The sequence below is a fragment of the Streptomyces plumbidurans genome (assembly GCF_019857225.1).
In the GTDB taxonomy this organism is placed as follows: domain Bacteria; phylum Actinomycetota; class Actinomycetes; order Streptomycetales; family Streptomycetaceae; genus Streptomyces; species Streptomyces plumbidurans.
Genome location: NZ_JAFJSY010000068.1, coordinates 1 through 14,437, shown reverse-complemented (window position 1 = coordinate 14,437; position 14,437 = coordinate 1). Strand labels below are relative to the sequence as shown.

The window sequence follows — 14,437 nt, the reverse complement described above, 5'->3', positions numbered from 1 at the left end:
TTGGTGATGTCCACGAAGTCGGCCGCGACCGGGCCGTTGCCACCCTGGCCGCCGTTGCCGCCCTGCTGACCGCCACCGTTCTGCTGGCCGCCGTCCTGACCGCCGTTCTGCTGCCCGCCCTGGTCCTGCGGCTGGCCGCTCGGGGAGGCGCCCGCGTCCTGGCCGCCGTTCTGCCAGGTGCGCATCGAGCAGCCGGCCATCGAGCCGAGCCCGTCGGGGCGCTGCCCGGCCTGGTCCATGGCGTTGCCGATGCGGTCGAGCGTCTCGCTGCGCTTCTCCTTGAGCGGCTTCATGACGTGTTCGTCGGTGTAGCCGCTGTCCTGGCGCTGCTCCGGCGTCGCCGCCTGCAGTTGCCGGTACGCCTCGGCCACCTGCTGGTCCAGCGAGCCGAGTTCCTTGTCGACGTCCCCGCGCGCCTTCTCCGGAACGTCCGTCAACTTGTTGCCGACGTCCGGGCAGTCGATCGTGGCGGCCGCGGCGCTGCGCGTCTGCGCGTCCGTACCCGAGCTGTCTTCCGTCGCCGAGGCGTAGACGTTGGCCGCGACCAGGCCGCCTCCACCCAGCATCAGCGCGAATGCCGCAAAGGTTGCACGGCGCGGGCCTGTTGGGCGTCTGCGCGAATTGCGTCCCACGAGAAATCTCCTACGGATCACGGCGGTCAAGCATGAAAATCCCTCGCCCTATACGGACGTCGGCCCATGGGTGTTCAACCGCCTCACAGATTCATAGCAACCTCTTCTGGATTCATAGGAACCTCCCAGTAAGCGCATGCGCGCAGGGGCCACGCAGCCCGGATGCCATGCCCGCGCGCCCTGAGGCCCGCCCCCGTCACGCCTCCAGCCAGAACCCCGTCCGGTTCAGCCACAGTTCCAGCAGGTCCTTGTCACCCCATGTCTCCACCGCGGGCGCGGGGCGGCGGTAGAGGAAGAGGAGAAGGTCCGTCAGTGGGCCGCGGACGGTCGCGGCGGCATCGGCGGAGCCCTGCTGCCAGGTCGGGGAGCCCTGCTGCCAGGTCGGGTGGTCGCCGGTGAGGTCGACGAGCCACTGGCCGGCACCGTCCGCCTCGAAGAGCAGGGTCCGGCCCGGAGCGAGCAGACCGGGAGCCTCCGGGGTGGGCTCGTACGCCTCGGGGACGGTCGAGAACTCGAGCCACTCCTCCACCGCGTCCAGCGCCAGAGCGCTGTCGAGCGTGAACTCCGCGCCGGTCGCAAGGAACGCGTCGGCGCGGTGGAGCGCGGTCTCGTGGGTCATCCGCCGGGCCCAGAACAGTGCCGTGGACCGTTCGTGCGCGGGCGTCCAGACCCGGGTGCCCGGTCCGGCGGCACGGAGGGCGGCGGCAAGGGCCGAGGCGCCCTCACCGAGCCAGTCGACCAGTGCGTCGCCGTCCAAGTGGGCGTAGACGGCGGGGTCGTCGACGGGGTCGGCCGGGACGGGTTCGACGGATCGTGTCCGTACGACCTCCTCCGCCCATCGGTGGTCCCCGCCCACGTGCCGCAGCAGCCGGCCGAGGTCCCAGCCCGGACAGGTGGTCACCGGGGTGGCCGTGTCCGCCCCGCGGATCCGGCGGCACAGCAGGTCGGTCTGGGAGACGATCGCCTGACAGTAGTCGTCGAAGGTCAGTGAGGTCACACGCTCATCCTGCCAGCCGGCCCCTCGGCGGGCTCGCGATCCCCGGCAGGCGAGCGCCACCGCTACTTCTTGAACGCCACGGTCGCTTCACCATGCACCGCATTCGACACGTGTCAGGTGTACGACACCGGCGAGTTCAAGTCATGCACGCCCCAACTTGCCGCGACGAACGCCTGCTTCATCTCTTGACGTGTCTGGTTCAGACCTTTAGGTTCCGGGTCACGCAGCTTCACAAGCACGCCCAAGGTTCACCCACATGAACGCCTTGGGCCGCTCCCCCCACCATCCGCTGCTGCCGAAAGGCTGTGACCCCACTCATGACCTTCAAGTCCCCCACCAGAGCTGCCGCGTTGCGCGGCGGCCTCGCCGTGGCCCTGGTCGCCCTCTCCGCCGCGACACTCAACGCCTCTCCCGCCGGAGCCGCCGAGCCCGCGCCGATGGCCGTGGCGCCGTACCTCTACAACGGCTGGGGCGACCCGCCGAACCCGAGCACCATCACCAACGCCACCGGCGTCAAGTGGTTCACCCTCGCCTTCATCCTCAGCAACGGCACCTGCAACCCCCAGTGGGACGGCAGCCGTCCCCTGACCGGTGGTGTCGACCAGCAGACCATCAACACCGTGCGCGGCAACGGCGGAGACATCATCCCGTCCTTCGGCGGCTACAGCGGCAACAAGCTGGAGAGCTCCTGCTCCAGCGCCGATGCACTCGCCGGCGCCTACCAGAAGGTGATCGACGCCTACGGCCTCAAGGCGATCGACATCGACATCGAGGCCGACGCCTACAGCGACCCCACCGTCCAGCAACGCACCGTCGACGCCCTGAAGACCATCAAGGCCGACAACGCCGGCCTGAAGGTGTACATCACCATGGGCACCGACCAGAGCGGACCCGACACCAGCCTCATCAACCGCGCCGCCTCCTCCGGCCTGTCGGTCGACGCGTGGGCGATCATGCCGTTCGACTTCGGCGGCGCCGGCCAGAACATGGGCACCCTCACCACCCAGGCCGCCGAGGGCCTCAAGAACGCCCTGAAGAACGCCTACGGCTACAGCGACGACCAGGCCTACCGCGACATGGGCATCTCCTCCATGAACGGCATCACCGACAACAACGAGACCGTCACCGTCGACGACTTCAGGACGATCCTCGCCTACGCCCAGCAACACCACCTCGCCCGCCTGACGTTCTGGTCCACCAACCGCGACCGCCCCTGCACCGGCGGCGGCGCCGACAGCTGCTCCGGCGTCGACCAGAAGGACTGGGAGTACACGAGCGTCTTCGCGCAGTACACCGGCTGAACTCCACCGCCCGCTCAACACCACTGCGGGCAACCCCAGTTGCCACCCCCCACACCCCCAGAGAGACAGCCGTGTTCAAAAGCAGGAGACATGCCGGAAGCCGCCGACTGCGGGTTCTGCTGACCGCCTTCGTCCTCGCCGCCACCGGGTCCGGTGCCGCCGTCGTCCTGCCGCACCTCACCGAGGGTGCTCAGGCGGCGGCGACCGACCCCGACCTGGGCCCCAACGTCACCGTCTTCGACCCGTCGACCCCGGCGGACACCATCCAGAACAGCCTGAACAGCACGTTCAAGCAGCAGGAGAAGAACCAGTTCGGCACCGCCCGCAAGGCGTTCCTGTTCAAGCCGGGCACCTACGACGCCGACGCCAACGTGGGGTTCTACACCCAGGTCGCCGGCCTCGGCCTGTCCCCCGACGACGTGAACATCAAGGGTGCGGTGCACGCGGAGGCGGACTGGTTCCAGGGCAACGCCACCCAGAACTTCTGGCGTTCGGCGGAGAACCTCTCGGTCACCCCGACCTCCGGCACGGACCGCTGGGCGGTTTCGCAGGCGGCGCCGTACCGCCGTATGCATCTGCGCGGCAACCTCGCGCTGGACGACGGCGGTTGGTCCAGCGGCGGGTACATGGCCGACACCAAGGTCGACGGTCAGGTCGACTCCGGCAGCCAGCAGCAGTGGTTGACCCGCAACTCCGAGTTGGGCAGCTGGACCGGCTCCAACTGGAACATGGTGTTCGTCGGCGACCAGGGCGTACCCGCCACCGGTTTCCCCAAGCCGCCGTACACGACGGTCGACAAGAGCCCGGTGACCCGTGAGAAGCCGTTCCTGTACGTCGACTCCGACGGCGCCTGGAAGGTGTTCGTGCCCGCGGCACGAACCAACTCCACGGGCGTCAGCTGGAGTTCGGGCACGCCCGCGGGAACCTCGCTGCCCCTGTCGGACTTCTTCGTCGTCAAGCCCGGCGCCACCGCGGCCCAGATGAACGACGCGCTCGCGGCGGGCAAGCACCTGCTGGTCACCCCGGGCGTCTACCACCTCGACCAGACACTGAAGGTCACCAAGCCCGACACCGTGGTCCTGGGCCTCGGGCTGGCCACGTTCGTCCCCGACAACGGCATCACCGCCATGTCGGTCGCCGACGTCAGCGGTGTGCAGCTCGCCGGGCTGCTCATCGACGCCGGCACCACCAACTCCCGGCAGCTGCTGGAGATGGGCCCGAGCGGTTCGTCCGCGGACCACAGCGGCGACCCGAGTTCCCTGCACGACGTGTTCTTCCGCGTGGGCGGCGCGGGCGTCGGCAAGGCGACCACCAGCCTGACGGTCAACAGCGACGACGTCATCGGCGACCATCTGTGGATCTGGCGCGCCGACCACGGCGACGGCGTCGGCTGGAACACCAACACCGCGGACACCGGGCTCGTCGTCAACGGCGACGACGTGACGATGTACGGCCTGTTCGTCGAGCACTTCCAGAAGCACCAGACCATCTGGAACGGCAACGGCGGCCGCACGTACTTCTACCAGAACGAGATGCCCTACGACCCGCCGGACCAGGCCGCCTGGATGAACGGCTCCACCCAGGGCTACGCCGCCTACAAGGTCGCCGACTCCGTCACCAGCCACCAGGTCTACGGCTTCGGCAGCTACTGCTTCTTCAACGCGAATCCGAGCGTGACGGCCGAGCACGCCATCGAGGCACCGAACCGGCCGGACGTCCGCTTCACCGACATGGTGACCGTCTCGCTCGGCGGCACGGGCACCATCCGCCACGTCGTCAACGACCGCGGCGGGCCGTCCAACTCGTCCACCAACGTGGCCGATCTCGTCAGTTACCCCTGAACCGGAACCTGACCCTGGACCCTGACCCGCGGCCGGCCCGGACCTGACCCCGGGCCGGCCCCGGAGAGGAGGCATCACCCGATGCACGCCACAAGATCGACGCGAGCCATCAGACCGACGCACGCCATAAGATCCGGCACCCTCCGCATCCTCGCCCTGCTGGCGATCCTGCTGACGGCGCTGTCCGTTCCGCGCGCCCACGCGGCCGCCCAGCCGTTCAAGGTGCTCGCCCTCTACAACGGCACCTACGACGCGGCGCACATCAGCTTCGTGCACGAGGCCAACGAGTGGTTCCCCGAGCAGGCCGCGCAGAACGGCTTCACCTACACGGCCAGCAACAACTGGGACCTGCTCGCCAACGGCGGCGTCGACCAGTACCAAGTAGTGCTGTTCCTCGACGACCTGCCGCAGACCGCAGCCCAACGCAGCGGATTCGAGAGCTACATGCGCGGCGGCGGCGCCTGGATGGGCTTCCACGTCTCCGCCTTCACCACCGACGCGCAGAGCTGGGACTGGTACCACAACCAGTTCCTCGGCAGCGGCAACTTCGTGTCCAACACCTGGGGCCCGACCACCGCGGTCCTGAAGGTCGAGGACCACACCAACCCCGCGACCAAGAACCTGCCGGACACCTTCACCTCGTCCGTGAGCGAGTGGTACAGCTGGTCGAACGACCTGCGCAAGAACCCCGACATCAAGATCCTCGCCTCGGTCGACCCGAGCAGCTTCCCGCTCGGCACCGACCCGAACCAGACCTGGTACAGCGGCTATTACCCGATCCTGTGGACCAACACGAAGTACCGGATGCTGTACGCCAACTTCGGCCACAACGCGATGGACTACGACACCAACACCACCCTGTCGTCGACCTTCGCCAGCGCGACCCAGAACCGCTTCCTGCTCGACGGTCTGAAGTGGCTGGGCGGCGCGGACTCCACGGAGCCCCCGGCCGACTCGATCTCCGAGACCGCCTGGTACACGGTGCGCAACACCGCGAACGGCACCTGCGTGGACGCCAAGGCGGCCGCCACCGCCAACGGCACGGCGATCCAGCAGTACGCCTGCAACGGCACCGCCGCGCAGCAGTACCAGTTCCGCAGCACGGACAGCGGCTACGTCCGCATCTCCGCACGGGGCAACCCGCAGCAGGTCCTCGACGTCACCGACCGCTCCACGGCAGACAACGCACCGGTGCAGCTGTGGTCGTACTCCGGCGGGCAGAACCAGCAGTGGCAGCCCGTACGGGAGGCGGCCGGGCGGTATCACTTCGTCGCCCGGCACAGCGGCAGATGCCTGAGCGCGGCGGCAACGGCAGCCGACGGTGTTCGGCTCACCCAGCGCACGTGCGACGGCTCGGCGGCACAGAGCTTCCAACTGACGGCACAGAGCTGAGTACCGGCACCGTTCACCCCGCCTTCACCACAACGACCCCACGGGCGCTCCCCTTTCATCCGACGGGCTCCTAGTCTGGCGCGCGGCCCGGAAGCCTTCCGGGCCCACGTCCCGTCATCGAAAGGCTCACGCATGCGCCTTCAACGGCTGCGCGCAGCAAGGCGATCCGGTGCAAGATCCGCGGCCATCCTCCTGACCACGGCCGTGGCCCTGAGTGTTCCGTTCCCGTCCGTGGGGGCCGACGCCGCCGAGCGCCCGTCCTCGCTCGTCGACCCCCTGATCGGCTCCTCGGGCGGCGGCAACACCTATCCCGGTGCCACGCTGCCGTACGGGATGATCGGCTGGTCGCCGACCAGCACCACCGGTGACCAGACGAGCACCGGGGCGGCCAACGGCTACGAGTACAACGCCACCCGCATCCGCGGTCTGAGCCTCACCCATGTCAACGGCGCGGGCTGCAACCCCGGCGCTGCGGGGGACGTACCGATCATGCCGTTCGTCGGCGATGTCACGTCCTCGCCCTCGGCGGACACCAAGGACGCCGTCTACGCGTCGAACTTCTCGCACGCCGACGAGAAGGCGACACCGGGCCGCTACACCCTCGGTCTCGCGTCCGGCGCCAAGGCCGACCTCGCCGTCAGCGAGCGCGCGGGCGTCGCCAACTTCAGCTTCCCGGGCGACCGTCCGGCCAATCTGCTCTTCCGGGTGTCCAACTCCCTGAACGGCAGCGAGGATGCGCACGTCGACATCGACGCCGCGCACCGCAAGGTGACCGGCTGGGTGCTGACCGGCGCGTTCTGCGGGCGTCGCGCGAACGGCGGGGTCAACAACCGCAAGAGCTACTACAAGCTGTACTTCAGCGCCTCCTTCGACCGCGCCTTCGCCTCGACCGGCACGTGGAAGGACTCCACCGTCTCGCCCGGTTCGACCTCCGCCTCCGGCGGCGAGGGCTATGCGACGGGCGCGGACCGGGCCGGGCGCGGCTCCGGCGGCTGGGTCGGCTTCGACACCAGCGCCGACAACGATGTCCACATGCGCATCGGCATCTCCTACGTCAGCCGTAAGGGCGCCGAGGCCAACCTGCGCCAGGAGATCCCCGCACATGCGAGCGTCGCGCAAATCGCCGCGGCGGGGGCGCGGGCCTGGGACCGTGAACTGAACGTGGTCCGTGTGCGGGGTGGCAGCGCCGCCCGCCGTCAGACCTTCTACACGGCGCTCTACCACTCCCTCATGCAGCCCAACCTGATCAGCGACACCGACGGCCGCTACTGGGGCATGGACCAGGCCGTCCACCGTCTGGCCCGCGGACAGCGCGCGCAGTACAGCAACTTCTCCGGCTGGGACCAGTACCGGGCGCAGATCCAGCTGCTCGCCCTGCTCAAGCCCACGGTGGCGGGCGACTTCGCGCAGTCGCTCTACAACTTCGCACAGCAGAACGGCGGAGTGTGGGACCGCTGGGTGCACATCAGCGGCGCCACCCACGTCATGACCGGCGACCCGTCGGCGGCGACCCTGGCCACGTTCTACGCCATGGGGGTGCGCAACTTCGACTACAAGGGCGCCTTCGACTCCCTGGTCCGGCAGGCCACGGTGCCCAACCCCGACGAACTCTCGGACGCCGGCTGCCCCGGCCAGTGCGTCGGCCAACGCCCCAATCTGGCCCAGTACTTGAGTTCCCACTACGCCGCACAGGACGTGTGCCACTGCTGGGGCGGGGCCGCCGAGACCCTGGAGGACGCCGTCGCCGACTCCGCGCTCGCCCAGTGGGCGAAGCTGCTGGGACGGGACACGGAGGCCAAGGTCTTCACGGAGCGGGGCGCCTACTGGCGCAACGTCTTCAACCCCGGCACCGGCTACATCCAGGCCCGCAAGCTGGACGGTTCGTGGGTGACGCCGTTCAGCCCGGGCAGCGACCTCGGCTTCGCGCAGGGCACGAGCGCGACGTACACCTGGATGGTGCCGCAGGACGTGCAGGGCCTCGCCGACGCGATGGGCGGACGCGCGGCGGCGGCCACCCGGCTCGACGGCTTCTTCCACAAGGCCGACGGCTCCTGGTCGGTGCGGGGCGGCGACGCGCTGCGCTACGACCCCACCAACGAGCCCGGGATTCACGCGCCTTGGCTCTACAACGCGCTGGGACAGCCCTGGAAGACACAGGCGACCGTGCGACAGATCGTCGACACCGTGTACGGCACCGGGCCCTCGGGCCTGCCCGGCAACGACGACCTGGGCACCATGTCCGCCTGGTACGTCTTCTCCGCGCTCGGCATCTACCCGCAGACGCCGGGCACCGCCAGGCTGCTGCTGGGCGCCCCGGTCTTCCCCTCGGCGGTGATCGACCGGCCCGGCCGCAAGGACATCGTGATCACGGCACCGGACGCCGACGACACGCACATCTACGTCGACGCCGTACGCCTCGGTGGACACACCCTCGACCAGTCGTGGACCGGTCCGGGTCTGACGCTTTCCGGCGGACGGCTCGACTTCCGGCTCGCGGAGCAGCCGAACACCGGGTGGGCGACGGACCCGGGCACCCTGCCCGAGTGACCCGCCGGCGGCCCGCAAGGCCGGGTGCGCGAAGCCGCGAACTCCCTGCGTGCTGAACGGCGGCCGTCGTGCTCCCCACGGCGAGGACGACGGCCGCCCACGTGAACGCCCACGCCGCGATGATCCGCGACGGCGGTCCGGGACCCGTACTGGCGTTCCCTACGATGAACCGGTGACGAGTGACACCCCCACACGGGCCGGCACCGACGACGACGTCCGCCCAGCCTCGCAACCCGCGGCCGCCTCCTGGACACAGCGCCTGGGCCGGTTCGGCTGGACGCCGGCCGCACGTGCCGACACCGGCGAGCAGCTGTCTCCCCCCTTTCCCGAACCGGGCACCCGTGTCTGGCGGGCGCTGGGCCTGGGACCGGTCCTCGCCCGGCGCGTCGCGGGGTCCATGGGCTGGGTGGGCCCGGTCCTCGTGGCCGTGTTCGCCGGAGTGCTCCGGTTCTGGCGGCTCGGCAGCCCGCGGGCCGTGGTCTTCGACGAGACGTTCTACGTCAAGGACGCCTGGTCGATGCTCCGGCTCGGCTACGAGGGCAGCTGGCCCGACCGCAAGGTCGCCGATCCGCAGATCCTGGCGCACCCGCAGGTGATCCCGCTCTCCGACACCGGCAGCTTCGTCGCGCACCCGCCGATGGGCAAGTGGGTGATCGCCGTGGGAGAGCAGCTGTTCGGCCTCGACCCGGTCGGCTGGCGGTTCATGACGGCCCTGCTCGGCACGCTGTCGGTGCTCATGCTGTGCCGAATAGGGCGCAGGCTGTTCCGCTCCACGCTGCTGGGCTGTCTGGCCGGGGTCCTGCTGGCGGTGGACGGTCTGCACTTCGTGATGAGCCGTACCGCCCTGCTCGACCTGGTGGTCATGTTCTTCGTGCTCGCGGCGTTCGGCTGTCTGCTCATCGACCGGGACCGGGCGCGGGCCCGACTCGCGGCGGCTCTTCCGGTCGGCGAGGGCGGCTTCGCACGGCCCGACGACTCCACCGGTGAACGGACCCGACTGGGCCTGCGTCCCTGGCGGCTCGCGGCCGGGGTCCTGCTGGGACTGGCCGCCGCGAGCAAGTGGAACGGCCTGTACTTCCTCGTCTTCTTCACCGCCCTGACCATCCTGTGGGACGTCGGCTCCCGCCGCGTGGCCGGCGCGTACCACCCCTACCAGGCCGTGCTGCGCAAGGACTTCGGCTGGTCGGTGCTCTCCCTGGTCCCCGTCGCCGTGCTGACCTATCTGGCGACCTGGACCGGCTGGTTCCTGTCCGACAAGGGCTACGGCCGCCACTGGGCGGACGGCCGCGGCGGCACCTGGTCGTGGATCCCGGCCCCGCTGCGCAGCCTGTGGCACTACGAACACGCCGTCTACCAGTTCAACGTCGGCCTGCACACCCCGCACCGCTACCAGTCCAACCCCTGGAGCTGGCTGGTCCAGGGGCGGCCGGTGGCCTTCTACTACCAGTCGCCGAAGTCCGGGGAGCAGGGCTGCCACGCGGCCGCCGGCTGCTCGCAGGAGATCCTGGGCCTGGGCACCCCGATGCTGTGGTGGGCGGCCTGCGCCGCGCTGGTCTACCTCCTGTTCCGCTGGGCGCTGCGCCGGGACTGGCGCGCGGGCGCGATCCTGTGCGCGGTGGCCGCCGGATATCTCCCCTGGTTCCACTACCAGGACCGCACGATCTTCTCGTTCTACGCCGTCGCCTTCGTGCCCTACCTCTGTCTGGCCGTGGCCATGATGGTGGGCGCCCTGCTCGGGCCACCCGGCGCGGGCGAGCGGCGCCGGCTGGTCGGGGCGGTCGGCTCGGGTGTGCTGGTGCTGCTGATCGTGTGGAACTTCATCTACTTCTATCCGATCTACACGGGCACCACGATCCCGTACTCCGACTGGCATGCCCGGATGTGGCTGGACACCTGGATCTGAGGACGGAGCCGGGAGCTGCGGGCGTCACAGCGTCGCCAACTCCCCTGTCGTACGGCCGAGATAGGTGACCGGGCCGGGGTCCGGCACCTCGATCTCGTGGAAGCCGAGGCGGTCGTAGAAGGCCCTGGCCGGGGTGTTGGCCGTGACCATGCACAGGTGCACGGCTGCCACGCCCCGGTCGTGCAGCGCCGCGAGGAGGGTCCGCATCAGCGCACGGCCGTGGCCGCGGCCCTGCCAGGCGGGGAGCAGATCGATGTGCAGATGGGCCGGGTAGGCGGCCACCTCGGGGACGATCATCCGCTCCGGATCGTGCAGCAGCGGGATCATGGCCTCGTCCGGGGTGCGCGGTGGTCCGGCGGGCTTCGGGTAGCGGTCCGCGACCAGGGGCAGCCACTTGGAGCGGAAGGCCTCGACGAAGCGGGGTGTGTCGGCGGTGCCGAGGACGTAGCCGACGGCCTCGCCGTGTCCGTCGTCGAGGACGAAGGCCAGCTCCGGTTCCAGATGGACGTAGGGAGCGGCGAAGATCGTCGGGAAGATGGCGGGGTCGGCGTAGACGGGCCGGCTGTCCTGGCCGTTGTGCGCAGTGCGGATGCAGATGTCGTCGAGGGCCGCGCGGTCGTCGGGCCGGTACGGACGGATGGCTGGAATCGCGGTCATCGCAGCATCCTCACCTCTTTGGGAGCGCTCCCACAAGACTACGGAGGAGCCTGGCGCACGGCCGGGGCGGCGCACCCCGTGCGACGTCCGGGGGCCGTGATTCTCCTGCGGGCCGTGTCCGCCCAGGTGCGCCCGGGCCCCATCGTGGCGCATTCTTGCTGTGTCACCCGCGGGCGGCGGGCACGGACGAGGTAGGGCCGATGAGTGGGAGCGCTGAGGACGCACACCGGATGCCCGGACAGCTGGCCTCGCTGCTGATCGACGCCTCCACGGAGGCGCTCGGAGCGACCCGGGGCCATGCGGCAGGCGTCTATCTGCGTTCCGGCACGCCCGGGCTGCTGCGGCTGGCCGTGCTCACCGGGCTTCCGGGGCCGCTGTTTCGGCCGTGGTGGCGGATGCATGTGGACCGGCCGTTCCCGGTGGCCGACGTGTACCGGCTCGGCGTCCAGGTCGTCCTGCCGAACGCCACGGAGACGATGCGCCGCTATCCCCAGTTCGCGGCGGGGCTGCCGTTCCAGTTCGGCTCGCTGTACGTGCCGGTCGTGGGCGGTACGACGACCTTCGGCGTGCTGACGGTGCTGTGCCCCTCCGCGACGGACGCGACCGAACTGCTGCACCACCGCGACCGTATGGTGCGGCTGGCCGAGGACCTGGGCGCGTCGCTGCGGCGCCTGGAGGACGGCGGCAGGCCGCCGGTCGCCTGGGACGGGGAGCCCGTGTGCGTACGGCCGCCGGGCGCCCGACCGCCCGCGGGGCGCGCCGGGGGGTTCGCCTGGGACCCGGTGACGGACGTCGTGACGGCGGACGAGCGTCTGCCCGCGCTGCTCGGGGTGCCGGCGGACGAGTTCGCCACGTCCGTGCACGCGCTCGCGGACGCCGTCGCCCCCGCCGAGGCGCAGCGGGTGCTGACCGCGCTACGGGAGACGGCGGGCGGCAGACCGCCGCCGCTGCCGCTGTACGTACGCTCCGAGGACGGCGCGCTGCGGCTCGTCGAGCTGTGGAACCCGTATGCCTCCCCGTCCCCGCCCGGCACCCCCTCCGGCGCGCATCCCGTGCGCGGTTTCGTCGTCGATCCCGGCCCCGGCGCGGCCGCCGACGCCGCGGCCGACCTGCTGCCCGAGGGGGTGCTGTGCCTGGACCGGCTGGGGCTGATCCTCTACGCCAACCCCCGCGCCGGACAGCTGCTGCGGCGTTCCCGCACCCAGCTGCTCAGCCATTCGCTCTGGGACGGTGTGCCCTGGCTGAACCAGCCCGCCGTGGAGGACTACCTGCGCGGCGCGCTCCTCTCCCCCGACCCGGTGCGCTTCCATGTGGAGTGGCCGGTCCCCACCGGCGGGGAGCGCGATCCCGCGTCGTACGAAGGCGCCCGGCTCGATGTGTGCGTCTATCCGGGGCAGGACGTGCTGACGTGCGTGTTCCGTGTGGCGAGCGGGGTGTCGGACGCCGGGGAGCCTGCGCCGGGGTCGTTGTCGGAGTCGGCTCTGGAGTCGGGGTCGGGGCCGATCACGGCCGCGTCGCCCGTTCCACCCCCCTCGGGCCCGTCGATGGCTCCGCTGTACCGGCCCATCGTGCTGGCCATCGCGCTCACCGAGGCGGTCACGGCGCGCCAGGTGGCGGCCGTGGTCACGCGGGAGGTGCTGCCGGCGTTCGGCGGCCGCCGTCTCGCCATCTATCTGCTGCAGGACCGCCATCTGTATCTGGCCTGGGAGAACGGCTTCCCGACGGGGTTCCTCGCACCCTTCGAGGGCGTGGGCCTGGACGCCCGGCTGCCCGGCGTGGAGACCCTGACCACGGGCCGGCCGCTCTTCTTCGACTCGATGACGCAGCTGGGGGATGCCTACCCGGGGATCCCGCTGGACGCGGACGAGGGAGCGCGCGCGTTCCTGCCGCTGATCGCCTCCGGGCGGATGGTCGGCTCCTGCATCCTCGGCTTCGACCGTTCCCGCAGCTTCAGCACCGAGGAACGTACGGTGCTCACCGCGCTCGCGGGCCTGATCGCCCACGCGATGGAGAAGGCCCAGCGCTACGAGACCGAGGCGGCGCTCGCGCGAGGGCTGCAGCAGGCGTTGCTGCCGCGCCGGCTGTCGGTGCACCCGCTGGTGGAGACCACCGGGCGGTATCTGCCGGGCACCCAGGGCATGGAGGTGGGCGGCGACTGGTACGACGTCGTCGAGGCCGGCGACGGTCTGGCGCTGGTCATCGGCGACGTGCAGGGGCACGGGGTGCAGGCGGCGGCCACCATGGGCCAACTGCGCAGCGCGGTAAGGGCGTTCGCGCTCGGCGACCGGGCGCCGGACGAGGTGATGAGCGGCACCAACCATCTGCTCATCGATCTCGACCCGGGCCAGTTCGCGAGCTGCTGCTACATCCGGCTCGACCCGGTCTCCGGCCAGGCGCGGGTGGCCAGGGCCGGACATCCGCCGCCGCTGCTGCGGCAACCGGACGGCCACACCGAGGTGCTGGATCTGCCCGGCGGGGTCGTGCTCGGAGTGGACCCGCACGCCCAGTACCCCGTGGCCGAACTGCAGATCGAGCCCGGCGCCGTCCTCGCGCTCTACACGGACGGGCTCGTGGAACGCCCCGGCATCGACATCGACGACGGCATCACCGCCCTGCGCGTGGCCCTGTCCAAGGTCGGCGCCCCCGCCACCCGCCCGAGCCGCCGCACCCTCGCCGGCATGGCCGACCGCCTCACCGCCCTGGCCCGCCACACCGCGAACCGCCCCGACGACATCGCCCTCCTCCTCGCCACCCGCAGGACGAGCAACGGGGAGCGCCACTGAACGGGAACGCGGGCGGCGCGAGGCGCCCCGCGAGGCAGGGGCCCCCGCCGCCCCGCCCGAGAACCGACCGCCACACCGGCACGGCCCGCCCCCAAACGACCCCACCCCGCGATCGCCCCGCTCGCCAGCACGGCCCACCCCGACGCCATGGCCCACCTCCCGGCCACCCGCAAAACGACCAACGGGCAGCGCCACTGAACGGGAACGCCAGCGGCGCGAGACGGGCGCGGGGTGGCCGCCCCACGAGGCAGAGGCCCCCGCCGCCCCGCCCGGAAACCGACCGCCACACCAGTACGGCACGCCCCCAAACCACCCAACCCCGCGATCGACCCGCTCACCAGCACGGCACACCCCGACGCCATGGCCCACCTCCCGGCCACCCGC

The 14,437-nt window shown here is 70.9% G+C and carries 8 protein-coding genes and 1 pseudogene; 6 read left to right on the top strand and 3 right to left on the bottom strand.

Features of this window, described 5'->3' with window-relative positions; translation table 11 throughout:
• On the bottom strand, positions 1 to 566 hold a 566-nt coding region (locus JYK17_RS31450; RefSeq protein WP_504739986.1), incomplete at its 3' end, for a lysozyme inhibitor LprI family protein.
• A 262-nt stretch (positions 567 to 828) separates the two neighbouring features.
• On the bottom strand, positions 829 to 1,629 hold the full coding sequence (locus tag JYK17_RS31445; protein WP_222811695.1) for a maleylpyruvate isomerase family mycothiol-dependent enzyme: 801 nt from the start codon (positions 1,627 to 1,629) through the stop codon (positions 829 to 831).
• A 410-nt stretch (positions 1,630 to 2,039) separates the two neighbouring features.
• On the opposite strand from JYK17_RS31445, the pseudogene JYK17_RS31440 reads away from it, so the two are divergent.
• The 5 genes and pseudogenes from JYK17_RS31440 to JYK17_RS31420 form a co-directional block, all read left to right on the top strand.
• A pseudogene (locus JYK17_RS31440) lies at positions 2,040 to 2,930 on the top strand (chitinase); the annotation flags it as partial.
• A 71-nt stretch (positions 2,931 to 3,001) separates the two neighbouring features.
• The gene (locus JYK17_RS31435) at positions 3,002 to 4,771 is read left to right on the top strand and encodes a pectate lyase-like domain-containing protein (RefSeq protein WP_108015877.1); all 1,770 of its coding nucleotides are present in this window, start codon (positions 3,002 to 3,004) and stop codon (positions 4,769 to 4,771) included.
• A gap of 81 nt (positions 4,772 to 4,852) precedes the next feature.
• A complete protein-coding gene (locus JYK17_RS31430; protein WP_222811693.1) occupies positions 4,853 to 6,163 on the top strand; it encodes a ThuA domain-containing protein in 1,311 nt (436 codons plus the stop codon).
• A 132-nt stretch (positions 6,164 to 6,295) separates the two neighbouring features.
• Positions 6,296 to 8,710 carry a GH92 family glycosyl hydrolase gene (locus JYK17_RS31425; RefSeq protein ID WP_222811692.1) on the top strand — a complete coding sequence of 805 codons (2,415 nt, stop codon included), beginning with the start codon at positions 6,296 to 6,298 and terminating at the stop codon, positions 8,708 to 8,710.
• 172 nt (positions 8,711 to 8,882) lie between these two features.
• Positions 8,883 to 10,613, top strand: coding sequence for a dolichyl-phosphate-mannose--protein mannosyltransferase (locus tag JYK17_RS31420; RefSeq protein WP_222811691.1), 1,731 nt, complete (start codon positions 8,883 to 8,885; stop codon positions 10,611 to 10,613).
• 24 nt (positions 10,614 to 10,637) lie between these two features.
• Here the strand turns inward: JYK17_RS31420 and JYK17_RS31415 are convergent, their stop codons facing one another.
• Entirely contained in the window at positions 10,638 to 11,270 is a 633-nt protein-coding gene (locus JYK17_RS31415; protein WP_108015880.1) for a GNAT family N-acetyltransferase, read from the bottom strand.
• A 200-nt stretch (positions 11,271 to 11,470) separates the two neighbouring features.
• Here JYK17_RS31415 and JYK17_RS31410 point away from each other — a divergent pair, with 200 nt between their 5' ends.
• Positions 11,471 to 14,053 carry a SpoIIE family protein phosphatase gene (locus JYK17_RS31410; protein ID WP_108015881.1) on the top strand — a complete coding sequence of 861 codons (2,583 nt, stop codon included), beginning with the start codon at positions 11,471 to 11,473 and terminating at the stop codon, positions 14,051 to 14,053.
• Positions 14,054 to 14,437 lie beyond the last annotated feature (384 nt).